Origin of the sequence: Ferrovibrio sp., from assembly GCF_964218355.1 — a bacterium.
GTDB lineage: Bacteria > Pseudomonadota > Alphaproteobacteria > Ferrovibrionales > Ferrovibrionaceae > Ferrovibrio.
In genome coordinates, this window is record NZ_CAXPMC010000012.1 from 16,784 (window position 1) to 41,953 (window position 25,170).

The 25,170-nt window shown below is 61.7% G+C and carries 21 protein-coding genes; 20 read left to right on the forward strand and 1 reads right to left on the reverse strand.

Features of this window, described 5'->3' with window-relative positions; genetic code table 11:
- Window positions 1–3 precede the first annotated feature (3 nt).
- Both hisH and hisF read left to right on the forward strand, forming a co-directional pair.
- Window positions 4–648, forward strand: a complete 645-nt coding sequence (gene hisH, locus ACEQZY_RS07500; RefSeq protein ID WP_341704132.1) for an imidazole glycerol phosphate synthase subunit HisH — start codon at window positions 4–6, stop codon at window positions 646–648.
- Window positions 630–1,415, forward strand: a complete 786-nt coding sequence (gene hisF, locus ACEQZY_RS07505; RefSeq protein ID WP_370153368.1) for an imidazole glycerol phosphate synthase subunit HisF — start codon at window positions 630–632, stop codon at window positions 1,413–1,415. The genes hisH and hisF overlap by 19 nt, the downstream gene beginning before the upstream one ends.
- Before the next feature lie 20 nt (window positions 1,416–1,435).
- On the opposite strand, the gene ACEQZY_RS07510 is transcribed toward hisF, so the two are convergent.
- Entirely contained in the window at window positions 1,436–2,296 is an 861-nt protein-coding gene (locus tag ACEQZY_RS07510) for a 6-hydroxymethylpterin diphosphokinase MptE-like protein (protein ID WP_370153370.1), read from the reverse strand.
- 132 nt (window positions 2,297–2,428) lie between these two features.
- On the opposite strand from ACEQZY_RS07510, the gene ACEQZY_RS07515 reads away from it, so the two are divergent.
- From ACEQZY_RS07515 to ACEQZY_RS07600, 18 genes are all read left to right on the forward strand, one after another.
- A complete protein-coding gene (locus ACEQZY_RS07515; RefSeq protein ID WP_370153372.1) occupies window positions 2,429–4,453 on the forward strand; it encodes a radical SAM protein in 2,025 nt (674 codons plus the stop codon).
- A 99-nt stretch (window positions 4,454–4,552) separates the two neighbouring features.
- Entirely contained in the window at window positions 4,553–5,698 is a 1,146-nt protein-coding gene (locus ACEQZY_RS07520) for an N-acetyl sugar amidotransferase (protein WP_341702930.1), read from the forward strand.
- Between the two features lie 16 nt (window positions 5,699–5,714).
- Window positions 5,715–6,710 (forward strand): class I SAM-dependent methyltransferase, encoded by a 996-nt coding sequence (locus tag ACEQZY_RS07525; protein WP_341702929.1) that lies wholly within the window; start codon window positions 5,715–5,717, stop codon window positions 6,708–6,710.
- Between the two features lie 6 nt (window positions 6,711–6,716).
- Window positions 6,717–7,943 (forward strand): hypothetical protein, encoded by a 1,227-nt coding sequence (locus ACEQZY_RS07530; RefSeq protein WP_370153375.1) that lies wholly within the window; start codon window positions 6,717–6,719, stop codon window positions 7,941–7,943.
- The gene (locus tag ACEQZY_RS07535; RefSeq protein WP_370153377.1) at window positions 7,940–9,754 is read left to right on the forward strand and encodes a carbamoyltransferase C-terminal domain-containing protein; all 1,815 of its coding nucleotides are present in this window, start codon (window positions 7,940–7,942) and stop codon (window positions 9,752–9,754) included. The genes ACEQZY_RS07530 and ACEQZY_RS07535 overlap by 4 nt, the downstream gene beginning before the upstream one ends.
- A 7-nt stretch (window positions 9,755–9,761) precedes the next feature.
- Window positions 9,762–10,511 (forward strand): class I SAM-dependent methyltransferase, encoded by a 750-nt coding sequence (locus ACEQZY_RS07540; protein ID WP_370153379.1) that lies wholly within the window; start codon window positions 9,762–9,764, stop codon window positions 10,509–10,511.
- A 13-nt stretch (window positions 10,512–10,524) separates the two neighbouring features.
- Window positions 10,525–11,358 (forward strand): phytanoyl-CoA dioxygenase family protein, encoded by an 834-nt coding sequence (locus ACEQZY_RS07545; protein WP_341702925.1) that lies wholly within the window; start codon window positions 10,525–10,527, stop codon window positions 11,356–11,358.
- Between the two features lie 7 nt (window positions 11,359–11,365).
- On the forward strand, window positions 11,366–13,276 hold the full coding sequence (asnB, locus tag ACEQZY_RS07550; RefSeq protein WP_370153381.1) for an asparagine synthase (glutamine-hydrolyzing): 1,911 nt from the start codon (window positions 11,366–11,368) through the stop codon (window positions 13,274–13,276).
- On the forward strand, window positions 13,273–14,295 hold the full coding sequence (locus ACEQZY_RS07555) for an N-acetylneuraminate synthase family protein (protein WP_341702923.1): 1,023 nt from the start codon (window positions 13,273–13,275) through the stop codon (window positions 14,293–14,295). The genes asnB and ACEQZY_RS07555 overlap by 4 nt, the downstream gene beginning before the upstream one ends.
- Entirely contained in the window at window positions 14,288–15,586 is a 1,299-nt protein-coding gene (locus tag ACEQZY_RS07560) for a DegT/DnrJ/EryC1/StrS family aminotransferase (RefSeq protein WP_370153383.1), read from the forward strand. The genes ACEQZY_RS07555 and ACEQZY_RS07560 overlap by 8 nt, the downstream gene beginning before the upstream one ends.
- Window positions 15,583–16,323 (forward strand): glycosyltransferase family protein, encoded by a 741-nt coding sequence (locus ACEQZY_RS07565; RefSeq protein ID WP_341702921.1) that lies wholly within the window; start codon window positions 15,583–15,585, stop codon window positions 16,321–16,323. The genes ACEQZY_RS07560 and ACEQZY_RS07565 overlap by 4 nt, the downstream gene beginning before the upstream one ends.
- A complete protein-coding gene (locus tag ACEQZY_RS07570; protein WP_341702920.1) occupies window positions 16,299–17,330 on the forward strand; it encodes a Gfo/Idh/MocA family oxidoreductase in 1,032 nt (343 codons plus the stop codon). The genes ACEQZY_RS07565 and ACEQZY_RS07570 overlap by 25 nt, the downstream gene beginning before the upstream one ends.
- Window positions 17,330–18,445 (forward strand): hypothetical protein, encoded by a 1,116-nt coding sequence (locus ACEQZY_RS07575; RefSeq protein ID WP_341702919.1) that lies wholly within the window; start codon window positions 17,330–17,332, stop codon window positions 18,443–18,445. The genes ACEQZY_RS07570 and ACEQZY_RS07575 overlap by 1 nt, the downstream gene beginning before the upstream one ends.
- Window positions 18,446–18,511: 66 nt before the next feature.
- Entirely contained in the window at window positions 18,512–20,305 is a 1,794-nt protein-coding gene (locus tag ACEQZY_RS07580) for a carbamoyltransferase C-terminal domain-containing protein (RefSeq protein WP_370153386.1), read from the forward strand.
- Between the two features lie 18 nt (window positions 20,306–20,323).
- On the forward strand, window positions 20,324–21,892 hold the full coding sequence (locus ACEQZY_RS07585; RefSeq protein WP_341702917.1) for a hypothetical protein: 1,569 nt from the start codon (window positions 20,324–20,326) through the stop codon (window positions 21,890–21,892).
- A gap of 15 nt (window positions 21,893–21,907) precedes the next feature.
- Entirely contained in the window at window positions 21,908–22,855 is a 948-nt protein-coding gene (locus tag ACEQZY_RS07590; protein ID WP_370153388.1) for a bacterioferritin-associated ferredoxin, read from the forward strand.
- Between the two features lie 9 nt (window positions 22,856–22,864).
- Window positions 22,865–23,686: a hypothetical protein gene (locus tag ACEQZY_RS07595; RefSeq protein WP_341702915.1), complete on the forward strand. Its 822-nt coding sequence runs from the start codon at window positions 22,865–22,867 to the stop codon at window positions 23,684–23,686.
- Window positions 23,687–23,698: 12 nt separating this feature from the next.
- Window positions 23,699–25,168: an MBOAT family protein gene (locus ACEQZY_RS07600; protein ID WP_370153390.1), complete on the forward strand. Its 1,470-nt coding sequence runs from the start codon at window positions 23,699–23,701 to the stop codon at window positions 25,166–25,168.
- Window positions 25,169–25,170: the final 2 nt, after the last annotated feature.

Consider the following 25,170-nt stretch of genomic DNA (forward strand, 5'->3'; position numbering starts at 1 on the left):
CAATTGCCTCTGCGGGCCAGCATAATCGAGTACGGCGTCGGCAACATACAGTCGGTGGTGAATGCCTGCCGACGGCTGGGTGTCGATGCGCTGGTTGCGCAAGACGGGGCGGCCCTGGCCAGCCAGCGTCCGGACCGGATCATCCTGCCGGGCGTCGGCGCCATCGGCGAGGCGCTGGCGAACCTGCGGCGGCGCGGCTTTCAGGAGGTGCTGCAGGCGCTGGTTCAGGATGCAGGCACGCCGTTTCTCGGCATCTGCGTCGGCATGCAGATGCTGGCGGAGCGGTGCGAGGAATTCGGAGCGCATGAAGGGCTGGGCTGGATTCCGGGTACGGTCAGCCGGCTGGCGCCGGAAGGCAGCGGCATCCGGCTGCCGCATGTCGGCTGGAACACGCTCGAGGTCCGGGATCCGGCCGATCCGGTGCTGGGCGGGCTGAACGGGCAGGACATGTATTTTGTCCACTCCTACGCGATGCGCTGTCCGGAAGAGTTCGTTCTCGCCTACTGCGAATATGGCGGCCGGTTCGTGGCGGCGGTCCGCCGGGGGCACATTCTTGCGGTGCAGTTCCACCCGGAGAAAAGCGCGGCACTGGGCGGCCAGCTGCTGTCAGCCTTCATGAAGGAGCCGGTGTGTACAAGCGCCGCCTGATCCCGGTCCTGTTCCTGAAGGATGGCTGGATGGTGCGCAGCCAGGGATTTTCGATGCACCAGTATATCGGCGACCCGGTCAGCCATGTCGAGCGGATGATGCAATGGGACGTGGACGAGCTGATCGTACTGGATATCGGCGACGGCGAGATGTCGTTTGAACACCAGCGGACCGACTACCGGACCAAGCCGGTAGCCACGATGCTGGATTTCATCGACCTGATCGCGGTCCAGTGCCAGATGCCGCTGACATTCGGGGGGCGAATCCGGACCGTCGACGACATTCGCCAGCGGATCAGGCATGGTGCCGACAAGGTCGCGGTCAACAGCCTGCTGGCAGAGGCGCCCGCTACCGTTCACGAGGCGGCGACCATATTCGGCAGCCAGGCGATCGTCGCCAGCATCGACTACCGGATTGTCGATGGCGTCGCAAAGGTGTTTGCCGGTGGCCGGCGGGCCGTGGATGCAGATGCCGTAAGCTGGGCGCGGCGGGCTGCCGACCACGGCGTCGGTGAAATCCTGCTGAACGCCATGGACCGGGACGGGACGGCAACCGGCTATGATCTCGGCGTGATCAATGCCGTGGCGGAGGCGGTCGAGATTCCCGTCATCGCCTGCGGCGGGGCGGGGCATCAGCGGCACTTCCTTGATGTGTACCAGAAGACGGCCGCCAGCGCGGCGGCGGCGGGAAACATCTACCACTTCAAGGAAAACGCCTATCCTCTGGCGAAAGAGTTCCTCAAGCGCCAGTTGCCGGACATTCGCTGATGACCGGAGGACTGCCGCATTCAGAAACGCAGCGCGGCGACCGTGGCATGGGGCCCGGACGAGGCCACCAGCCGTTCCGGCGCAGTGCGGCCGCCAGTCAGATGGGCGGCCACGGCAGGCAGCAGGCCGTCGCCATGAACGCTGATGCCGGCGCCGCGGGCCCGGAATGTGGCGAACAGGGGGATGAATTCCTGGGTCTGGCCTGCCAGCTCGGGGATCGTGTCATGCCAGTCTCCGTCGCAGAAGACCGGCATGCGGTGCTCTTCGACGCCGTCGGACACGCTGCTGTAGATGTGCAGGCCGTTCAGCCGCGTGCTGGAATCGAGCCCGAACAGGTGGAATTGCCGGAAGCCGATCTGCCAGCCGACGCCCAGGGCCCGCAATCCGGCGGTGAAGCCGCCCGAGATGGTGGGGCTGTCTTCCCGGGCAAGGAGGGCATCGGCCTCCGGGGTGCCGGTTTCCGGGTGCCACATGACGGTCCGCGCGCCGTCCTGCTCCAGCCGGTCGAAACTGCTGGCCGGGCAGATCGAGGCAACGAAGTATGTCACGCCGGGGATCGGGGTGCCGATACAGGCCGTGGTCAGCTCGACCGGACCGAGATGGATCGCGGCCCAGGGGTGGATGCCTTGCCGGCGCAGGTACTCTGGTACCTCATTAATGGCCAGAATCCGGGCTCCGGCCGCCGCGAGGGCAGCTATCTGGCCCAGATCCCGCGCCAGCGACGGGCCGCCGCCGCAGATCAGCAGCGGCTCGGGCCGTGCGGGCGCCGGCTGCAGGCGCGGGATGCGACGCTGCAGCGCCGCCGCCAGCTGCGCGGTGAGCTGTGCGTCGGGTATCCGGGGTTCGAAGCGGATGCGTAGAGGGGCAAGAGCGGGTATCATGACGGCGTATCGGGAATATGTCGGCGCGCGGGCTGCTGGTCGTGCTGGCGATCAGTGGAAGGCGGGCATCGGCGCTCGGGAAGGGACCGTTTGATTATGACGGATAAGCTTCGCATATTTCTGGCAGACTTGGTGCATGATTTTCGTGCCAACCATTTCTGCACGCCTCTGGGCGTTGCCTTCGTGGCCGAATATCTCAAGCACGAATTCCCCGGCCAGGTCGATATCCAGCTGTTCAAGTCGCCGGCCAAGCTCATTGCGGCCATCGATAATGCTGACGCACCCCCGCATATTGTCGGCCTGTCGAACTATTCCTGGAACCAGGAGCTGAACCGGTATCTGGAGCAGCGCATTGCCGCGACCATGCCGGATACCGTGCTGATCCAGGGCGGGCCGCATATCCGCATCGGCGAGGACGGCATCCGGGATCACCTGGTCAGCCATCCCGAGGTGGATTACTACATCATGTTCGAGGGGGAGTTCCCCACGGCGAACCTGGTGCGCTACTTCCTGGAGACCGGCCGTCCGGTCAAGGGGCGTGACTGCGATCGCAAGATTACCGGTGTCGCCTATCTGTCGGATGGCGGGCTGGTTTACGAGCCGAGGGAATCGAAGAAGGGTGAACTGGCGGCCATTCCTTCACCCTATCTTTCCGGGGCGCTCGACGAGTTCCTGGCGAATCCGCTTTATCTGCCGCTGATCGAAACCAACCGCGGCTGCCCCTTTGCCTGCACCTTCTGCGCATGGGGTATATCGGTTCTTGACAAGGTCCGGCGCTTCGACCTGGAGCGGGTGACGGCCGAAATCGACTATATCGCGCAGCGCTCGCCGGCCAGTCACTGGTACTTTACTGATGCGAATTTCGGCATGTTCGAACGGGATGTCGAGATTGCCCGTTCGCTCAAGTCGGCCGCCGATCACAGCCCGAACCTGCGGCGCATCTCGATCAACTGGGCAAAGAACTCCTCCCGCTACTGCACGGAGATCGCGCATATCCTCAAGGGGATCTGCGATCCGCTGGTTGCGGTGCAGAGCACCGATGCGGATGTGCTGCGGCATATCAAGCGCGACAACATCCATATGCATACGATCACCGATCTGGTGGCCCAGGCACGTGCCGACAAGATCGCGATGACGACCGACGTTCTGGCCGGGTTGCCGAAGGAAACGCTGGAGAGCCATTTCAACACGCTGCGCGACGTTTTCGCGATCGGCTTCGAGTCGTTCAATGTCGGGCAGATCCGCATGCTGCCGGGATCCGAAATGGAAACCCCGGAGGACCGCGAGAAATACGGGCTGAAGACCCGTTTCCGGATGATTGCCGGTTCCTATGGCATCTATGACGGCGAGCCGATCTGCGAATACGAGGAATCGATCGTCCAGACCGACGCCATGACGACGGACGACATGTTCACCCTGCGCCTTGTGCATTTCCTGGCCTGGGCGCTGTGGAATTCCGGTCTGGCGCAGCCGCTGATGCGCTACCTGTTCGTCGCGGAAGGGATCAATCCGCTGGACAGCATTCTTGCCATCATCCGGACTGACCGGCTGGACCCGCGCCTGGCGGCGTTTATCGATGAGTACAAGGCCGAAGCCAGCACGGAATGGTTCGACAGCGCCGAGGCGCTGATTGCTCACTTCAAGAAGAACCACCAGCAGCTGCTGAACCAGGAATACATGAAGCTCAACCTGAAATATCTCGGGAAGATGCTGCTGGATCGCGGGCTGGCGGAACTGATGCTGTCGGCCGTGGCGGCGCAGAGTGGCTCGCCGGTGGCGGCAGAGCTGGCATCGTTCTCGATGGAGCGTACCCTGTTCATCGATGGCATGACGCTGAGGAAGGACAAGCGGTATTCCCGGAATCTGGTGGAGGCGCTGGCCCGGATTTATCCGACGGTCGCGGCGGATGGCACGGATCTTTGCCGCTTCCAGATCGATGAGAAGAAACTGCGGGCGGTCGACAACGAGCTGAAGCGCTTCTCGTTTGACGAGAATCCAGTCCGGGCGGTTGCGCTGACGCTGCAGAATTATGGCGACAAGATGGTTTTCGATTTCGCTTTCGGCGACGAGATCGAGCGGCGGGGCAGTGAGACCTTCCTCGACTCGTTCGATTATGCAAACCAGTTGAACACATACTCCCGGATTGGCAGTGCCTGACGGCCGAACTGCCGTGGTCAGTGCTGGACGAATGCAGGTCCGGTGCTGCGTGCGGCCACTGTTCCATCCCTGCTGCCCCAAACTCAACAAAACACGGTCATGAACGACACAAGTCTCCCGCCGATCCGCTGGTGTTCGCGCTGCGTGTATCCGTCCAGTTCGGCCATTCCCCTGGGCTTCAACGAGCAGGGGGTCTGCACCGGCTGTCAGGTGCATGAGCAAAAGAAGGGTATCGACTGGAAGCAGCGGCTTGACTGGCTGCTGGAAGAGGTCGAGCCATACCGGCGCCCGTCGGGCTACGAATGCGTGATCGGCGTGTCCGGGGGTAAGGACAGCTACTACCAGGTCCATTTCGTCAAGGAAAAGCTCGGCCTGAATCCGCTGCTTGTCACCTACAACGGGAACAACTTCCTGGATGTCGGCTGGAACAACATGATGCGGATGCGCGAGGTCTTCGGGGTGGATCACATTGTGGTGTCCCCCGGTATCGACCTGCTGATCCGCATGAACCGCCTGGGTTTCCGGAAATGCGGTGACATGAACTGGCAGAATCACTGCGGCATCTTCACCCAGCCGATGAAGATCGCCTGCCAGATGAACATTCCGCTGGTCTTCTGGGGCGAACATGGCTGGACGGATCTGGGCGGCATGCTGTCCATGCATGACTTCCCGGAATTTACCTACCGTTACCGCAAGGACCAGGGGCTGCGGGGCTACGACTGGTATGACTTCACGGGGGACGAAGAAGATCCGATACGGGAGAACGAGCTGGAATGCTTCAAGTATCCCTCGGATGAGGAGGTGCGGAAGGTCGGGCTGCGCGGGCTCTTCATCGGCATGTACGATCCGTGGGATGCCAACGCCCATGCCGATCTGGTGATGAAGAAATACGGCTGGCAGCCGTCGCCGGTCCCCTTCGAGCGGACCTACCGCACCATGTCGAATCTCGATGACCGCTACGAAAATGGCGTTCATGACTACCTGAAATACGTCAAGTTCGGTTACGGACGGGCGACCGACCATGCCTGCAAGGATATCCGCTCGGGATACATGACGCGCGCCGAAGGCATCGAGATGGTGCGGAAATACGACCATGTCCGGCCCTCGGATCTGGACTACTGGCTGTCGTATGTCGATCGCACCGAGGACTGGTTCGACCGGATTGCCGACAGTTTCCGCAGCCCCAAGGTGTGGGCAAAGGATGCGGCCGGGCAGTGGGTCAAGCGTAATATCTGGGACGCCTGAGGCGATTGAAAGCACAATGAAGGTTAATGAGATCAGGCCGGACATCGTGATGGCCGGCCAGCAGCAGGCCATGCACGAGGATATCGCATGGCTGGCGGCGCGGGCGAAGGACTTTGTGGAGGTCGCGTGCCCGGCCTGCGCGGCCGACGATGCCGTGCCGCTCTACGAGAAGTACGGCATGCAGCACCGGTCTTGCCGCAGTTGCGGCACGCAGTATGTCAGCCCGCGGCCGACGGCGGAGATGCTTGGCGCCTTCTATGCGCAGTCGAGCAATTACCGCTACTGGGCAAAGAACGTGTTTCCGGCGAGCCGCGAATCGCGGCGGCAGTCGATCTTCAGGCCGCGCGCCGACATCGTCGCCCAGGCCCTGCAGCGTCACGGATTGCGGGGTGGCTGCCTGGTCGAGGTCGGCGCTGCGCACGGGCTGTTTTGCGAGGAAATGCGCAAGCATGATATCTTCGACCAGATCGTGGCCGTTGAGCCGACCCCCGATCTGGCGGAAGAATGCCGGGCGCTTGGCTTCGAGACGATCGAGGCGCCCTGGGAGAAAGTGGCGCTCAAGCGCGCCGCACAGGTCATCGCCACCTTCGAGGTGATCGAGCATCTGTTCGACCCCGGCGCGTTCCTGCGCTGGTGTTCGGAGAATCTTGTTGCCGGCGGACATCTGCTGCTGACCTGTCCGAACATTGCCGGCTTCGAGACGATGCTTCTCGGCCGTGAATCCGGCGCCGTCGACCACGAGCACCTGAACCTGTTCAACCCCGCCGGCCTGGGGCGGCTGATCGAGGCCTCGGGGCTGACCCTTGTCGAGTGTTCGACGCCGGGCGAGCTCGATGTCGAGCTGGTCCAGCGGGCCATCCAGGCGGGCGAATGCGATCCGGCAGGGCTGGACCGCGTCTGGCGGGCGCTGCTGGAAAGCCCTGCGCCGGGCGTTGCGCCGGATCTGCAGGCCCTGCTGAAAAAGGCGGGGCTTTCCTCGAACATGATGATTCTGGCCCGCAAGGCTGCCTGAGCTCCGATGCCTGTCCTGATCGTTTTTCTGAACAACAAGCTGATCACCTGCGACGCCATCGTGCCGGTCATGGCCGAGGTGAAGCGGCAGTATCCGGCGGTGGCCGTGGAGTTCGTCTGCACGGATGCGCGCACGGAACAGGCGATCCGCGCCAATATCGTTCTGTGGGATGCCCTGCTCGCGACCGGCCGTTTCGTGCAGCTGGGGCGGACCAGGACTGGCGTGGCCGCCTGGCTGAAGCACAGGCTGACCGCACCGTTCCGGCTGGCGCGGTACGCGGCGCTGGGACTGCTTGGCAGGGCGTCATTCCTGCATTTCAAGGCGCTCAGCTTCTGGCCGCTCAAACTCCTGGCACTGATCGCCCCGGACCGCACCTGTTATGTCCAGAGCACCACGGCCGGGGTTACGGCGATCGAGCAGCAGGTCTCCGATGCCATATCCGTCCGCCGGCACAGCCCGGTCGTCCATGCCGGCGGCCTGCTGGTGGGATTCACCGAGGATTGGCCGGCACTGATCCATCCGGCCCTGAAGTCGCGGAACAGGACGATGCTGGCACCGCCCCACACCTTCACGGCCTGGGCGGATCACGTGAATGCGGGTGAGCGCCGGTATTTTTCGTCGGTGCTGAAATCGGCGGATGAATCAGTCGGCCGGCCGATCATCACCTATATCCTGTCGTCGATGGACAACAACGGCCTGCTGCGCGAGCCGCATCTGTTTTCTCCGCTGTTAGAGGAAACCCTGTCCGTGCTGGCGGAACTCGGCTGCACGGATCCGATCCTCATCAAACCCCACCCGGCAATGCGGCCCAACTACGCCGCTTTCATCCGCGAGGCGGCCGCGCGCTACCCGGGACTCGACATTCATTTCTGCGACCTGCACCCGACCGTGCTGGCGCTGCAGTCGCGGTTTGTCATCGGAAACTGCTACAGCAGCACCTTCGCCCATTTCCGTGCGGCGAATGTGCCCTGTGTCGAATATACGGACTACCGCCCCGAGATTCTCGGCATCACGGGCGGACAGTCCATGCGTCCCGACATGGTTGACCACTTCATCAATGCTGACCGGCCCGGGCTCGCCGGCGTCCTTCGCGGCCTGCTGGCGCGGGTTCCGGCGGCGCGGCTGACGGGCAGGCCCGCCGGTTTCACGGCGCCGTTCCTCGCAGCCCTCGGCGTGGCCGGGCGGGATTCCACCTCGGCAAAAACTCTTCCCAGCGTAAGGACGAACTCGTGATCATTCTCGGTATCAGCGAAGCGCATGACGCCCACGCCTGCCTTCTGAAGGATGGCGTGCTTCTGGGCGTGGTGGCGGAAGAGCGTCTTTCCAGGATCAAGACGGACTCGCGCTATCCCCGGCGTGCCATCGACGCGCTGCTGCGGACAACCGGGGTCGAGGCCGGGGAAATCGACCTGGTTGCCTTCGCGGCGAAGAGCGACTGGATCTGGCAGGTTCTGTACAACAAGCATGCGAAATTCTCGGTGCAGGACTGGATCGAGGAATGCGATGTCTACTGGAAACCGGTGCTTCTCGAGGGCAAGACGGTTTCGCCTTTCGACGTGTTCGATCACTTCCGGCACCACGCCGATGACAGCCTGGACGACAATCCGTATTTCGGTTTTCTGCAGCAGGCGCGCGAGACACCGCCCGAGCAGTGGGGCGCGCTTGGCGATGCGGTGCGCCGCGCGACAATCGCCGAGCATCTCGGGATAGCCGGCGACAAGGTCCGTTTCTTCCGGCACGAAGACTGCCACAAGGCCTATGGATTCTACTCGTCTCCGTACAGCCGCGAGGCCGGCCTGCTGATGACGCTGGAAGGCGGCGGTGACGATTCCTCGGCCACGGCCAGCGTCATAGACGCAAACGGGCGCTTCCGCGAGTTGTGGAAGTCGAATGCTGTGCAGGCCGGGCGGCTGTACGCCTATGTGACCCTGATTCTGGGCATGAAGCCGGGCCAGCATGAGTACAAGGTCATGGGCCTGGCGCCCTATGGCACCGAATATCACGGTCGCCGGTCGCTGGAGTTTTTCCGCAAGGTCAATCGCGTCTCCGGCGGCGAGATTGTCAACGACGGCAATTTGCGTGACCTCTATTACACCGTTCGCGAGGCGCTGCGCACCGAACGGTTCGACGGCATCGCGTGGGGCCTGCAGACCTGGCTTGAAGAGCTGACCTGCGAGTGGATTGCCAACAATTGCCGCGAGCAGCAGCTGGACAATGTCATCCTTTCCGGCGGCGTTGCGCAGAACATCAAGGTCGTCAAGGCGGTGGCCGAAATGGATTGCGTCCGCCGGGTCTGGGCGGGGCCGGTTTCCGGCGACGGGTCGATCGGCGTGGGGGCCGCCTGGCTGGCGCACAGCCAGATGGCGCCGGAGCAGCCGATAACCGGCATGCCGACCGCCTATCTCGGAACCGAATATGATGGCCGTGCCGTGGCCGGCGCCATCGAAGCAGCGGGTCTGCGCGGCAAGTACCGGATCATCGACCGGCCCACCCACGAGCAGGTGGCGGGCTGGCTGGAGAACCGCTGCATCGTCTCGCGCTTCTCGGGCCGGATGGAGTTCGGCCAGCGCGCCCTGGGCAACCGGTCCATTCTGGCGGATCCGCGGTTTTTCGAGTCCGTCAACCGGATCAACCAGAAGATCAAGTACCGGGATTTCTGGATGCCGTTCACACCGTCGATGACGGCGGAACAGGCGGACCGCATGCTGGTCAATCCCAAGGGGCTCTATTCCCCGTTCATGACGATGGCCTTCGACCTGAAGCCGGAATTCCGGCGGGCGATTCCGGCCGCAACTCATCCGGGCGACAAGACGGTGCGCCCGCAGATGCTGCGCCGGGAGGACAATCCCGGTTATCACGACCTGATGCAGGCCTTTGGCCGGCGCACGGGGCTGGAATGCCTGATGAATACCTCGTTCAACCTGCATGGCGAGGCCATCGTCGAAAGCCCGCAGGATGCGATCAGTACGTTCGAGCGGTCCGAACTCGACATTCTCCTGTTTGATGACGTTGCGGTCAGCCGCGTAGACATGCCGGAAGCGTGAGACAATCATGATCGAACTCGGGCAGCAGGCGGAATTCGTCCGCGCAAACCTTGCAATTCTCGGAGACTGGTTCGGCCAGCCGGATCTCGGGAAGTACGCGGATATACTCGCGGCACGGCTGGATCTGAAGGACGGAATCGAATCCCAGGTTGCCCCGGTCGATTTCTTCCGCACCAAGTCGTGGGATGGCGTACTGCGCTTCGGCCTGTACCGCGCGGCGCAATATGCGCTGACAAGGGCGACGGGCAGCCAGGTTTCGATCGAGACCGGCGTTCTGCATGGACTTTCGTCGGCCTTCCTGCTGCAGGGCCTGGCCGATAACGGCAGCGGGCGCCTGTTTTCGGTCGATTATCCGTCCGTTTTCGAGGACGGCCCCAGCAACCGGGATGGCTTCATGGATACGCTGCCGCCGCGGATGGGCTCGGGCTGGGCCGTGCCTCCGGCCTTGCGGTCGCGCTGGGATCTGCGCCTGGGCAAGTCGTCCGACCTCTTGCCGCAGATTCTCGCCGAAAACGGCCGGGTGGACCTCTTCGTTCATGACAGCGAGCATACCTGGGATACCATGACCATGGAGTTCGCCGCGATCTGGCCGGCCCTGACCGAAGGCGGCGTGCTGATCGCCGACAACATCGACTGCAACACATCCTTTTTCGATTTTGCCAGGAAGGTCGGCCGGATTCCCTATGTGGCGCCCGTTGATCCAGATCATGTTGTGCCCGGAACTTCCGGTATCCGCTTTGGCGTGCTGAAAAAGTGAGGCATAGCCAGCCATGAACATCTCGCGCGACCAGCTGCAGTTCTACCAGGACAACGGATATATCTGCGTCCCCGGGATCTTCCCGATTGGTCAGATCGACCGTGTCCGTGCCATGATCTATCGCCTGTTCCGCAAGTTCGTGCCGGATGCGGCCGAGCTCGATGGTTTTGCAGAGCCCTGGAACGATATCGCCTTTGACCGGGCGATGTGTGCGCTGCGTGCATCGGACCCGAAGAAGTTCGGCGCCCTTTACGACTGTGCGCAGAGCTCTCTCGAACTGCTGCAGCTCGTCACGGTCCCGAACTGCCTCGATGTCGCTGCCGCCTTTCTTGGCGATAAGGCGGAGGACCTGTCGTTTTCCGGCCTGATGCTGCGCATGGATGTGCCGGAGGACCGCAGGAACGTTCTGACCTGGCATCAGGACCACGCCTATTATCCGCAGAACCTGAATGACGGCAGTGCCGGGCTGGTCTACTGGGTGGCGCTGCAGGACACGCCGGAAGACATGGGTGCGCTGCATATCTGTGCGGGAAGCCAGCGCGAGGGGCTCGTCGCACCTGAAACCCGGGACAAGCAGGATTATATAACAACGGAACAGCGCGCGGTTCCCGATTCGGCAGTTGCCTCTTATCAGCAGACGCGCGGCGTCTGCAAAAAGGGCGATGTGCTGCTGATGCATATGGATACCTTCCATCGCTCCGGCCACAACACATCCGACCGTATCCGGTTCAGCGTCATCTACCGGTTCCACCGGATGCTGGCCGATGACTACGTACCGTTCGGCCTGCTGTACCAGTACAATCCGTACATGATGGACCGGGCGAAGGCTCTGGCCGGAAAGCGGTAACGCAGACATGTGCGGCATTGCCGGCATTCTCGGCACGGGCAATCCGGAAACGGTGGATCTGGTTGCCCGCATGGTGCGCGTGCAGCGCCATCGAGGACCCGATGCCGAGCAGGTGGTTCAGGTTCCGGGCGGTGCCCTCGGCCACGGGCGGCTTTCTGTCATCGACCTTTCCGCTGCTGCGGACCAGCCTATGGTCGACAGCAGCGGTCGCTACGTCCTCGTCTTCAACGGCGAGATATACAACTATCTTGAACTGAAGCAGGAACTCGCGCGGCAGTACGATTTCGTTACCCGCACCGACAGCGAGGTGCTGCTGGCAGCATTGCTGACCTGGGGCGAGCAGGCGCTGGAGCGCCTGAACGGAATGTTCGCCTTCTGCTTGTATGATACCGAGGCGCGAACGGCACTGCTCGGGCGGGACCGCTTCGGCCAGAAGCCCCTCCATTTTGCCGAAATCGGAGGGCAGCTTGTTTTCGCCAGCGAGATCAAGGCCCTGCTGGCGACGGGCCTGATCCGGGCGAAGCCGAACCGCCAGGTCTGGGCGCGGTATCTTCTGCATGCCCGGTATGATGACGACGGCGATACCTATTTCGAGGGCATCCGCCAGCTGCGGCCTGGTGACTGTGCCCGCTTCAGCCCCGGGCAGGCACTCAGCATCCGGCGCTGGTACGACATCGCAACGCGCGTTCATCCGCGGGATTATACCGCCGGCGCGGCGGCAGAAGAGATGCGCAGCCTGCTGGTCGATGCGGCGCGGGTGCACATGCGCTCCGATGTGCCGGTTGGCGTCTCGCTGTCCGGCGGCCTGGATTCTTCGGCCCTGCTGGCCTGTCTGGATCTTTCGGGCGAACTGTCCGATCAGGTGAAGTGCGTTTCGGTGGATTTCGGTGGCGATCTCAGCGAGCGGCCGTGGATGGAGGCGGCGGCAGGCCATCATGGCCTGGCCACGCGCATCCTGCCCTACTCGGCGGAGGATTTCCGCGGACATATCCGGCCGATGATGTGGCATCTGGAGGGGCCGATCGGCGGGCTCATGAACTGTGCGCTGGCACCGGTCATGCGCGCTGCTCATGCCGACGGGATTGTGGTCGTGCAGGATGGCACCGGCCTGGACGAGGCTTTCGGCGGCTACCGGAACCACCATGACCTCTATCTCGGACTGGCCCTGCGCAGCGGCGGACCGGAGGCGGACGACGCCCTGCGTGGTTACTGCGCCAACTGGAACTGCAGTGCCGATCATGCCCGCCGTGCCGCCCGGTCGGCGCTGGACAATACGGTTTCGGCAATCGACGGGACCGTGCCGGTTCGGCCGGAGCTGCTGGACCGGGCTTTTGTCGGAACGCACGGCGCGCCGCTTGCCCCCGGTCCGCAGACCGGCGATGCACTGATCGATGGGCTGGCTACTTATCTGCAGGTTGAGAAGATTCCGCGCAACACGCGGATGAAGGACCGGCTGTCGATGGCATACAGTCTGGAGCTCAGGCTGCCTTTCCTCGATCACCGGCTGGTCGAGTTCGGGCTGTCTCTTCCGCCGCATCTCATGTTCCTGCATGGCCGGACAAAATCGATCATCCGCGAGGCTCTTGCCGGTGCCATGGACGACGATGTGCGGCTTGCAGCCAAGCGCAGCATCCAGGCGCCCCAGGGGCCGTGGCTGATGCGCGAGCCGATGCGCAGCTATGTCCGCGACCTGATAAGCAGTGACAGCTTCGCGGATCGCGGCATGTTCGATCCGGGCCTCTGCAGGCAGGCCTTCGACCGCTTCTGCACAGGTGCAGACGCCAACAGCTTTTTTGTCTGGCAGTGGATCAATGTCGAGGAATGGTTCCGGACCTTTGTTGACGGTGATTCTGTTGAGACCAGTTTTCCTCTGGATGCAACGATGAAAAAGCCTATGGCTAGCCGGAGTTCGATATGAAGATGCTGGGGCGCGATCTCGCTCACGAGGTTGCAGTAATTGCAGAAATAGGGGTCAACCACGAGGGGGACCCGGAGGTTGCCTCCAAGCTTCTCGCGGCAGCTGCAGAGGCAGGTGCAGATGCGGTGAAGTTCCAGAGCTATACCACAAACCGGTTCATTTCATCTGCAGACCCTGAACGTTTTGCGCGCGTTACGCGGTTTGCACTCGATGAGGCGGCGCATCGCAGGTTGGCGGCTGAAGCGCAGGCGCTGGGCATCGTATTTATGTCCTCGGCTATCACGGAAGATTGGGTGCCGCTTCTTGCGGAACTGTCTCCGGTAATAAAGATCGCCAGTGGTGATCTTACCTTTGAGCCGGTCATTCGCGCGGCAGCACGGACCGGAAAGCAGGTGATAATCTCCACCGGCTGCGGGAGTCTGGAAGAAATTGAGGCCGCGATTGGCTGGGTTCGCGACGAGATTGGGGCTGAGGCACTTCCGGAGCGACTGGCGCTTCTGCATTGCGTATCGGCGTACCCGGCCCCGCTTGAGCAATGCAATCTCCTGTCAATCCCGTTCTTGTCGGAAGTGACACGATTGGTTGTTGGGTGGTCGAATCATGTCGTGGGGCCGGATGCATGTCATGCCGCCGTCGCGCTTGGCGCGCCGCTGGTGGAGGTTCACGTTACGGATCGGAAAACGGGACGCTCGTTCCGGGATCACGAACTCTCCTTCGAGCCGCATGAGCTTGCTGCTTTGGTTCGATCGCTTCGTGGAATCCGTTCGGCACTCGGCAGCCGCGGAAAGGCGGCGTCTGAGGTGGAGCGGCCGGTGAGAGACGCCATACGGAAAGGGATTGTTGCGGCTCGCGAACTGCCCGCCGGCAGCGTGCTGAGCGAGTCCGACCTGATGTTCGCGCGACCGGCTACCGAATTCCCGGCGCACGAATTCTCTCAACTAATCGGCGCCAGAATCGTTGATGCCGTGCCCTATGGGGCGCTCCTGAAGCGCAGCAACGTGGTGAAGAAAAATGTCTGAAGACCTGGCGTTTCTGGGCGGGGTGGCCGCCGTGCCGCAGCCGCTGGCCCCCTACCAGGCGGTGGGAGCGGCCGAGCAGGAGGCGGTGGCCGCAGTGATGCGCAGCGGTACATTGTCCGGGTTCATGGGGGCGCCGGGCACCGGCTTCTACGGCGGGCCGGAGATCCAGAGATTCGAGCAGGCATGGTGCAGCGTTTATGACTGCAAATACGCGATCTCGGTGAATTCGGCCACCTCCGGACTGATTGCGGCCATCGGCGCCGCCGGCATCGGGCCGGGCGATGAGGTGGTCGTGCCGCCCTACAGCATGTCGGCATCAGTGATCGCACCGCTGTTCTACGGTGCGATTCCCGTCTTTGCCGATATCGAGGCAGACACCTTCTGCCTGGACCCGGCGGAAGTGCGCAAGAACATCACGGACCGGACCCGCTGCATTCTGGCGGTGAACCTGTTCGGCCGGCCGTCAAACCTGCTGGCACTGCGCAGGATCGCCGATGAGTTCAATCTGGTGCTGATCGAGGATAGCGCGCAGGCCCCGTTCGCGGAGGAAGCCGGCCATCGTGCCGGTCTGGTCGGCGATATCGGCGTGTTCAGCCTCAACTATCACAAGCATATCCACAGCGGCGAAGGTGGCGTCTGCGTCACCAACAGCGACAGGCTGGCGCGCCGCCTGGCCCTGATCAGGAATCATGGCGAGAACGTCTTTGCCGAGCTCGGCGAGGATGATCCGGCCAATCTGATCGGCTATAATTTCCGCATGACGGAACTGAGCGCTGCCATAGCGCGGGTGCAGCTTTCCGACATAGAGCGGCATCTGCAGGCTCGCGAGAAAGTCGCGAAACTTCTGAATGACGCGGTGGGCGGACTCAGTGGCTTTCTTGCACCACTGGTGCCAGAGGGCTGGCGGCACAATTATTACTGCTGGCCGCTGCGCATTGACGAGAAGCAGCTGGGCGTGCGGCGGGAGACCGTCGCCAAGGCGCTGGCCGCGGAAGGGATGCCGGTCCGGGAAGGGTATGTCCGTCCGCTGTATATGCTGCCGGTATTCCAGCAGCGCCGTGCGATCGGGCGCGACGGCTGGCCGTTCAACCTCACCAACCGGGGCTACGAAGCCGGTCTCTGCCCTGTTGCGGAGCGGGTGGAAAGCAATGAGCTGCTGCTGTTCCTGATCAGTGCGTGGAACATCACCCCGGCCGTGGCCGACGGTTTCGTCGAGGCCCTGTGCAAGGTTCATGGCAATATGGACAAACTGCGCGCCTGGGAACGTGAGACTGGCGGGAAGGCAGCATGAGCCGCTGTATCGCCAGCATTGAGGCGCGGATGGGATCGTCGCGCTTTCCGGGCAAGGTTCTGGCCGACGTCAATGGCATGCCAGCCATAGAGCGGCTGGTCCGCCGCCTGCGTCAGGCGCGCCATCTCGATGACATCGTGATCGCCACCACAACCAACCCGAAGGACGATGCCCTGGTTTCCTGGGCCCAGGATTTCGGCGTATCCGTCCATCGTGGCAGCGAGGGCGACGTCCTTCAGCGTGTGGTGGATGCGCAGAAAAGCATGAATGCCGACATCGTGGTCGAGATAACCGGAGATGCCACACTCTCGGACCCGGGGGTGGTGGACAGGGCGATCGAACGCTTTAACCGGCAGGATTGCGACATCGTCTCCACTTCTGCACGGCGCAGCTATCCGCTTGGGATCGATGCGCAGGTGTTCCGTCTTGCGGATCTGGCCTGGGTTGCGGACAACGTTCACGATCTTCCCGTCCGCGAGCATGTGTCGCTGCATTTCTATGAGAATCCCGGGAAGTACCGGATCGTGCATCTCGATGCACCGGAGGATGAAAGGCGTCCGCAATACCGGCTGGTGCTCGATTACCGGGAGGATCTGCAGGTTCTTGCCGCCATCTGCCGCCATCTTGAACCGGTAACCGGCGAGTATTTCTCGACACGTCAGATCGTCGAATTCCTGGACGCCAGCCCTGATGTCGTGGCCCTGAACGCGGATTGCTTCGTCAAGCCGGTGCGGTGATGGGGCGGTATTCCGCAGTCATTCTTGGCTTCGGTCGGATAGCCTACGGGCTGTCCGCGAATCAGGCCTATCAGTCGTACTATCGTCACGGCACGCACTACCAGGCCATGCAGCTGGACGGCGCTTTCGAGCCGGTTGCGGTGGTCGACCCTTCGGCGGAGGCGCGGGCGCTTGCGGGCCAGCTGGGGATCGGCATTGCGGTCGCGGATGTGGCTGATCTGCCGGGTGATCGGCAGTTCGACGTCGCCGTCTTCTGCGGCCCGCCGCGTGGGCGGCTGGACAGTCTGTCCCGCCTGCCCGGTGTCAGGGGGGTGATTTTTGAGAAGCCGCTGGCTGAATCGGCGGAAGAGGCCGAGGCGCTGGCTGATGAATGCCGTGGGCGGAAACTGACGGTCCAGGTCGGCTACATGCGGCGCTCGGACAGTCGCTTCCGGCGCCTTGCGGCGGGGTATCTGGCCGAGCTGGTGGGCAAGCCCCGCGCCGGTTATGCCCTGTATGGGAACGGTCTGCGCAACAACGCGGCGCACATCGTAAATCTGGTCGAGTTTCTCGCCGGGCCCATTGTCGAGGTGCGGGCCATTGGCGCTCCGGCCGCCACCGCCCAGTCCCCCGTTCCTGGGGACTGCAATGTCGCATTCATGGTCACGGCGGCGTCCGGCGCGAATATCTGCTTTGACGCACTCGATTTCGGAAGGGTGCGGGAATTGTCTCTCGAGTTCTGGGGCGATGGCGGCAGCCTGACAATCAACAGTGAGCTCACGGAGTTCCATCACCGCGGTCTGGCGCCGCATCGGCTGCTTCCGTCCAGCAATGGTTATGGTGATCCGGTCCGCGTCTTCCCGGCAGAAAGCGATGCCTTCCCCATGATGTACCGGTCGTTTGCGAAGGCGCTGGCGGGCGAGGGGGCGGTGGATTGCGGGCCGGACGAGGCGCTGAAGACGGAGAGCATTCTTGATGCTGTTGTTGCAAGTGCCGCGCAAGGCGGCCGTGTAGTTCGGCTGGCGTGATGCGATTTCTTCTGTTTGCGGAAGATGCTGGTGCTGCGGCCTTTGTCGCTGCAGTTGCAACGGCTTTGCGAGGGAGAGGGTTTGGGGCGCGGCTGGTCGCGACGGCAACTGCCGCCGAAAGGCTGAAGGGCTGGGGGGTGGAGTGCGATTTGCTGCGCAAATCAGACACGGCGAATCAATTGCTGGCGGACTGCGACGTGCTGGCAACGGGTACGGCGATCAATCCCTATTCTATGGGGCTCTACCTAATTGACGTGGCGAAATGGCGGAAAATTCCGAGCATAGGCCTTGTCGATTCGCATCAGCATATCGGCGGGCGCTTTAGGGGAGACACGGATAATCCCCTTGCGCATGCACCCGACTGGATTCTGGTGCCGGATATGACGGCCGCCGACAATGCGGCCCGTTACGGCTTCAACATGGAGCATACGATAGTCTGTGGCCACCCGTCGTTCGATAGAATCCGGGATCGCCGCGCGAAACTCGACGTATTGGGTCGCGCCGAGCTGCGCGGAAGGCTTCTGCCCGACGCCGGGACCAGAAAAGTCCTGGTGTTTGCAGCTGAGCCATCCGTCAATGTCTACGGGGGAGCATATACGCGCAGTTCCGACTATACGCTGCAAGGCCGTCCAGAGAGCATGTATAGGACTGCAATAGTCCTCGATGAGCTCCTGCGCTTCCTGTCTTCTCTCTCCGAGGACATCTACACCATCCTTCGGCCGCATCCGGCCAGCACTGATGAGGAGCTGGCAGATTTCTATGGCGCATTCGATATGGTTGCGCGAGATGACGACATATACGATCTGCTATATGCCGCAGACATAACCGTCGGGATGTCTTCCATTTTGCTCCTGGAGGCGGTGCTGCTGGGCCGGCCCACGTTCTCAATTCTGCCGCGGAGATCGGAGAGGGCATGGTGTTCCTCTGTTCTTGCGGGTTTTACTCCATCCGCATGTACGTCTGAGCAGATCGAGAAGGGCCTGTCGCGCGCGCTACGGGATTTACACATACCTGATCTGGCGCAGGTCGATGCTGCATATCCGCAGGGCGCCATCACTCGCATAGTCGATGTTCTGTGCGCAATTGGTCGCGGTACGCATGTTCCCATGGCTTGAGATAAGAGGGTTTTCCGGACGCTGGCATGGCTGGAAAATCCCAAAAAGGAAGATGGAAGGACTAGAGTGATTATACTGGGAATCCATGATGGGCATGACGCGCATGCCTGCATCGTTCGTGATGGTCAACTTGTTGCCCTGATCGGTGAGGAGCGGCTGTCGCGGCTGAAGTCGGATGGCGGTTATCCGCGGCGGGCCATTGACGCCGTCCTGCAGATGGCGAAGGTGACGCCGGCCGAGGTCGATGTTGTCGCCTTCACGCAGCGAAGCGACTGGATCTGGCGGACCCTGCTCAACAAATACGCCACGTTCAAGGTGGCCGACTGGGTTCGGGAATGCGACGTCTACTGGCGCCCGCTGCTTCTGGAAAAGAAGAAGATGTCGCAGATCGTTTTGTTCGACGAATTCCGCGACGTCCCGAAGGACGTCGAATCGCGTCCGTATTACCGCATGGTTGACCGCATCCGGGACGTTCCGGCCGAGCGCTGGAGCGACATCGGCGATCAGGTCCGCCGCGAGGTGCTGCAGGAGCATCTCGGTATCAGCGGCGACAAGATGCGGATATACCGCCACGAGGATTGCCATAAGGCATACGGGTTCTACTCCTCGCCCTATCCGCGTGACCGCACGCTGGTATTCACGCTGGAGGGTGGCGGCCAGGACAGTTCGGCTACGACCAGCATCTTTGAGCCGGATGGCAGCTTCACGGAATTGTGGAAGTCCAATGCCGTGAATGCGGGCCGCCTTTATGCTTATGTCACGCTGATCCTCGGCATGCAGCCCGGCCAGCATGAATACAAGGTCATGGGGCTCGCTCCCTATGGCAACGAGTATCATGGCCGTCGCTCGCTTGAGTTCTTCCGCAAGGTGAACAGGGTGGTGGGCGAGGAGATCGTGAATGACGGCCTGGTGCCTGAGTTGTATTTCTTTGTCCGCGAGGCTCTGCGTGCCGAGCGGTTCGACGGCATTGCCTGGGGCCTGCAGACATGGCTCGAGGAGCTGGTCACGACCTGGGTCGGCAACACTGTGCGGAAGCACGGCATCGATAACGTCGTGCTGTCCGGCGGCGTCGGGCAGAACATCAAGATCGTGAAGGCACTGGCCGAGCAGCCGTCCATACGCCAGGTATGGGCGCCGCCGATCTCGGGTGACGGCTCTCTGGGCGTCGGCGCTGCGTGGCTCGCATCCCGCGATCTCGACCCCGGATCCGATATCCAGTCCCTGTCTTCGATCTATCTCGGGACCTCATACGGTATCGGGGAAATCGATCATGCCATCAGCCGGGCCAGCCTGGCCGGTAAATATCATGTGCAGCAGAATCCCACCGCAGCGCAGGTCGCCCGATGGCTCGTCGACGGAAAGATCGTGGCCAGATTCTCCGGCCGGATGGAATTCGGTCAGCGGGCGCTCGGAAATCGCTCGATCCTGGCCGATCCGCGCCACGCCGAGACGATCGACCATGTCAACCAGAAGATAAAATATCGCGATTTCTGGATGCCGTTTACTCCGTCGATGACGCAGGCCCAGGCCGAGAAGATGCTGGTGAATCCGAAGGGCCTGTATTCACCCTTCATGACAATGGCTTTTGATCTGGCAGAAGAGTTTCGTGGTGCCATACCCGCGGCAACGCATCCGGCGGACGGAACGGTGCGGCCACAGATGCTGCGGCGCACCGACAATCCGGGGTACTACGCCATCATGGAAGAATTCGGCCGGCTCGCGGGAGTGGAATGCGTGATGAATACGTCATTCAACCTGCATGGCGAGGCAATTGTCGAAAGTCCGGATGACGCCATCAGTACGTTCCTGCGATCTGATCTCGACGTCCTGCTTTTTGATCACGTCGCCATCCTGCGATAAGCCGGCCGGAGAAGCACGTTGAAGGACTTGGCTGATATGCCCGTGGGTTCCGCTGCAGATACTGGCGCGCCGAAGTGCATTCTGATAGGCGCGATCGACAATGTGGGCTCTGTGCACACCCACCTGATGAAGCAGCTGAAGCAGAACTATGGTACCCGCTTCATCATATGGGGTGGCGGTCCCGCTGCATGGCCTGACTATGCTGCAGCCATGACAGACGACGATGCATTTGTTAATCCGAGCTTCCCGGCTGAGACCGGCGCCGCAACGGATGCGGAAGTCTATCGGCGTGCCGCAGCATATGAAGAAAAGTATGGCATAACCTACATGCGGGATGTCATACAGATGGATCGTCGGTATTCCGGAGGATTCAATCCGTCGACCTACGGCAGCACCCGATCCTTGGCAGTCCTGCCTCCGCTGGTCCGGGTATACGAAGAAATCAACCAGTGCTTCGCTTGGTTCGAGGCGCTGTTTGAGGAAAAAGAGGTCGATGGTCTGATCCTGCGGCCGGATTACCTGCATGCAGCGCCGGCAATCTGGATCGCGGTGAAGCGGGGTATCCCGGTTACGTTCACCAGTGCCGCAAACTATGGAACCTACGTGACGTGGCTTTGCGGGCCCTTCATGGAGCGTGGCTTCGTGCAGGAAAGGATGTCCCGCACCGAACCGGACCGGCGGCTTCTCGAGCAACAGGGCTCGTCTTCCCTGGTGCCAGGCGCGGCAAAGCGGTTTTTCGATGAAGCCGATCGCATCTCTACTGCCGGAGAGCTGCTGAGGCGGATCTATACTTCCTCGAAGAATGCGGCCGCCCACATGGTTCAGGACGTGCTGACGGGGAAGCTGTGGAAAAAGAGCCGCAGAATCCCCCTCTGGCGCAGTATCGAGAGCCATTTTCGGGTTTTTCGTATTGCCCGCTATCTCAAGGGATCGAGCCTGGCGACCGTGGAAGATGTCGCATCGGGTCCATACATCCTGTTCCTGCTGCAGGTCGAACCTGAATACTCGACCCTGTGCTTGTCGCGGGAATTCTCTTTCACTGAAGCCATCATCTATCAGCTGGCCATGTGCATGCCGGCTGGTGTCAGGCTTGTAGTCAAGGAGCATATCCCGAATATCGGGAACAGGCCGCTGGACTTCTACAGGCGCATTAGTCGCCTGCCCAATGTCCACATGGCGGATTACCGGTTGCCTGGAAACGAGCTGACAGAGAAGGCCGTGGCGGTATCGACAATCAGCGGGTCGGTCGGGAAGCAATCCACTCTCATCGGAAAGCCGGCCATCATCTTCGCGGCACATGTGGACTATTCGCATATGCCGAACATTCGGGTGGTGCGGTCCTTCCACGACCTGCCGGAAATCATGGCCTGGGCAGTGGCGCCGCGTGACGAAGCAACCACGACCAGCTGGCGTACCGAAGGGGCGCGGCTGTACGGAGCTCTGACCGATATCTCGTTCGACTGCCCCGGAATCCGCCTCTTCGGTGCTTCCGGCAAGGGAGATGTCCTTCCGGAGCATCAGGGCCGGATCATGCAGACCTATCTCGATCTGTGGCACTGGCAGAAGCGGAACGGGATTCCCGTCTAGCATCGGAGTGCGCTGATGGCAAACACACCAGAAACAGCGGCGACAGCAGACGACATGGTTTGTGTCTGCTTCGGCGTCAAGCGCGCCGACATTGTCGCGCATCTGCAGAATCCGCAGCAGAGCTTCGATACTCTGGTCGATGCTACGGGGATTGGAACAAAATGCACGGCCTGCATGCTTGATGTTGATCTCATCGTTAATGAGGTCAGCGGTCGGCATGCCATGGTCAGGCTGCAGGCCGGCGGGCTTGAGCAGCCATTGCCAGGCCCGGTTCGCGGGTTTGTCCATCCGGTTGATTTCGCCAATAGCGCGCCGTTCATCAACCGGGACGGAATCCGGACGGTTCTGCGGGTCCTCAACTCCGGGATGATGTTTGCCGACAGCAAGGAGATCACGGGATATGACTACCGGGTCCACCTGATTGGCGATGCTGGCCGTCGCCATGCGGTTCTGGACGGCCGGCTGGAGGCAAGGGAAACGCTGGAGCTGGACTTTTCCGAGGTTGCGGGTCTGCCGGGAGACGGATGGTTCATTCTTGATCTCAGGCCCGACAAACTCGCGGTTGTCGGGACGACACGGCCACAGATTCTCCTGATCGGTCCGGACTGGGCGGCATCCTTTCATCCTCAGCTGCAGGCTATGGCCTGCCGTGGCCGGGCGATCCCGGTCGGGGTGGAGGGAGGACTGCTGCGGACCTCGGTTTCTGTGATAAACGGATACCGGCGTCCGGCGCAGATCGAGATGTCCCTCTACGGTGTCGACAAGCCTTATGAAAAGACTGCGACGGCGGAACTCGGAGGGTTCTGCTCAACGCTGCTGAATCTGGACCAGTATTTCAGGGATGTGCCGGATGGCCAGATGTACACGCTGGTTGTCCGCAGTGACGTCCCGGTCAGGAAGCACGTGGTGAACATACAGGCCAACGGCGCCATTTCGATCGATCATTTCCCGAATTTCAAGTAAGGGGGCGGTATGGCGCGGGCGTTCCAGTATCTGTCACCGTTCATCTATCCGCTCTTTCCTCGCGAAGCGGGCAGACTGATGCTGAGCTGCAGCATCAAGAATGCGCTGCAGTTCCGCAGCCGGCCGGATTTCACCGGCCAGATATCGGTCTGCTTCAGGAAATACGTGAACGGGGGCGAAGCGGGAGAGGAGCGGGTCGATGTTGCGGTCGATCGGCATGTCCCGGAGATAAACGAGTTCTCGAAAACCTTTTCTGCCGATGGTTATGGCTACGTGGAAGTCGAAATGACGGCGGATCGGCCGCTTTTTGACAAGACGGTTGTCGTGCAGGGCTACGGCCTGTTCCTGCGGCCCGGTTGCGGTGCGTTGACATTCGGCTCCGATCTCAAGTTCGCGCGCGATCCGATCATCAAGGAAATTGCCGTATTCGGCGGCTTCTCGCTGCTCCACCAGGCCGTTCTGGTGGATGCCGGGAAGGGGATCGGGAACTCCTTCTTTCTGGTGAATCCTTACAGGCAGCCCGTGGTCTGCACCCTGGAGAGCGACCTCGGCCGCCGCCTGCGCGTCAAGGTCAAACCTCATGAGGCCTGTGTGCAGCCACTCGACAGCCTTGTCGATGACGGGAAGCCGGCCTCGGTCATGTTGACCGCCAACAACAAGGTCACGGTCTTTGACATGCGCCATGTGCATGGGAAGCCCGCGGCATTGACCAATCTGGATCATCTCGATTTCATGAACGGCTGGCTGACGCACCGGAGGGATGGCCTGCAGAAAACGGCGCGATACTATGTGCGCCGGGCCCTTCGAAATCTCGGCATCAGTTTTGCCTGAAGGTGCCGCGGGATGCTTTTCAATTCCAGAGAGTTCCTGATCTTCTTCCCGGTTGTTGCCGGGTTCTTTTTTCTGCTCCCGCCTTCGCGACGCTGGGTGCTCCTGCTCGCGGCCAGTTACTTTTTTTACATGTGGGCCCGCGTCGAATATGGCCTGATCATGCTGCTGGTCACCTTGTCGTCCTATGCCGGGACGCGGGCGATGTCCAGCACGTCAGATCCGAAGCTGCGGAAGCTGTTTCTGCTTGCTGATGTCGGTTTCTGCCTGTTCGTGCTGGGTTACTACAAATACGCAGGCTTCCTGTTCTCCAGCGCCAATGACCTGCTCTCAGTTTTGTCGGTGGATGGCCGGCTGCCGCAGATATCGACCGCTCTGCCGATAGGGATTTCGTTCTATACATTCATGTCGATCTCCTATTCGGTCGATGTCTATCGCGGGCACCAAAAGGCCGAGCGGCACTTTGGAATCCATGCTTTGTATCTTTCCTTCTTTCCGCATCTGGTGGCGGGGCCAATCATGCGGTCGGAGGAGCTGCGGCCGCAGTTCCGGCAGCTGCAGACATTTGACTCGGACCGGGCGGTTGACGGATTGCGCCTGGTGCTCTGGGGCCTGTTCAAGAAAATGGTCGTGGCCGACAGCCTGGCCCCGGCGGTTACGGAGATTTACGGCAACCCCTCGGCCTATACCGGCCTGCCGCTTCTGATTGCCACCCTGTTTTTTGCCATCCAGATTTACTGCGATTTCTCCGGATACTGCGACATCGCGATCGGCTGTGCCCGGCTCATGGGATTTACCCTGCCGGTCAATTTCGACCGGCCATACGGGTCCAGATCCGTCGGCGAATTCTGGCGGCGATGGCACATCACTCTGGGGACATGGTTTCGTGACTATGTCTATATCCCGCTCGGGGGCAACCGCGGAGGGACCGGTTCGAAATGGTCAAATCTTCTTATTGTGTTCCTCCTGAGCGGATTGTGGCATGGGGCCAGCTGGACATTCATCATCTGGGGAGGGATCCACGGTCTCTGCATCATCATTGAGAGGCTTACGGCCGCACCACGGTATGCCCTGATCGAGGCAGCCGGACTGCGTGGCATGCCCTGGCTGACGGAAGGCATTGGGCGAATCTGGACGCTATCCTGTGTGATTCTGGCCTGGATTTTCTTTCGTGCGCAGAGCCTGCCCGATGCCGTTTATATCGTCAGCAATCTGCTTTCCGGGCTGGGCGAGCAGATTCTTGACCCCGGAGCCTGGGCTGCGGCTGCGGCTGCCATGGGGGTGACCCATCTAGGCCTCGCCGTACTGCTGGCGACCTGCATTGGTGTGATCGTCTGTCACTGGCGGGAACCCCTGGGGCATCAGCCGAGTGTCCTGGATATGCGGTCCCGTGCGCTGCGTCATTTGGCGTATTACGCGCTAGTCTTGCTGATCCTGTTTGCCGGCAACACGCAGGAAGTACAGTTTATCTACTTCCAGTTCTAGAG

Coding starts and splice junctions, on each gene's coding strand:
- ACEQZY_RS07510 (WP_370153370.1), bottom strand. CDS start 2,296: ATGATACCCGCTCTTGCCCCTCTACGCATCCGCTTCGAACCCCGGATA.
- ACEQZY_RS07520 (WP_341702930.1), top strand. CDS start 4,553: ATGAACGACACAAGTCTCCCGCCGATCCGCTGGTGTTCGCGCTGCGTG.
- ACEQZY_RS07525 (WP_341702929.1), top strand. CDS start 5,715: ATGAAGGTTAATGAGATCAGGCCGGACATCGTGATGGCCGGCCAGCAG.
- ACEQZY_RS07530 (WP_370153375.1), top strand. CDS start 6,717: ATGCCTGTCCTGATCGTTTTTCTGAACAACAAGCTGATCACCTGCGAC.
- ACEQZY_RS07540 (WP_370153379.1), top strand. CDS start 9,762: ATGATCGAACTCGGGCAGCAGGCGGAATTCGTCCGCGCAAACCTTGCA.
- ACEQZY_RS07545 (WP_341702925.1), top strand. CDS start 10,525: ATGAACATCTCGCGCGACCAGCTGCAGTTCTACCAGGACAACGGATAT.
- asnB (WP_370153381.1), top strand. CDS start 11,366: ATGTGCGGCATTGCCGGCATTCTCGGCACGGGCAATCCGGAAACGGTG.
- ACEQZY_RS07555 (WP_341702923.1), top strand. CDS start 13,273: ATGAAGATGCTGGGGCGCGATCTCGCTCACGAGGTTGCAGTAATTGCA.
- ACEQZY_RS07560 (WP_370153383.1), top strand. CDS start 14,288: ATGTCTGAAGACCTGGCGTTTCTGGGCGGGGTGGCCGCCGTGCCGCAG.
- ACEQZY_RS07565 (WP_341702921.1), top strand. CDS start 15,583: ATGAGCCGCTGTATCGCCAGCATTGAGGCGCGGATGGGATCGTCGCGC.
- ACEQZY_RS07575 (WP_341702919.1), top strand. CDS start 17,330: ATGCGATTTCTTCTGTTTGCGGAAGATGCTGGTGCTGCGGCCTTTGTC.
- ACEQZY_RS07590 (WP_370153388.1), top strand. CDS start 21,908: ATGGCAAACACACCAGAAACAGCGGCGACAGCAGACGACATGGTTTGT.
- ACEQZY_RS07595 (WP_341702915.1), top strand. CDS start 22,865: ATGGCGCGGGCGTTCCAGTATCTGTCACCGTTCATCTATCCGCTCTTT.
- ACEQZY_RS07600 (WP_370153390.1), top strand. CDS start 23,699: ATGCTTTTCAATTCCAGAGAGTTCCTGATCTTCTTCCCGGTTGTTGCC.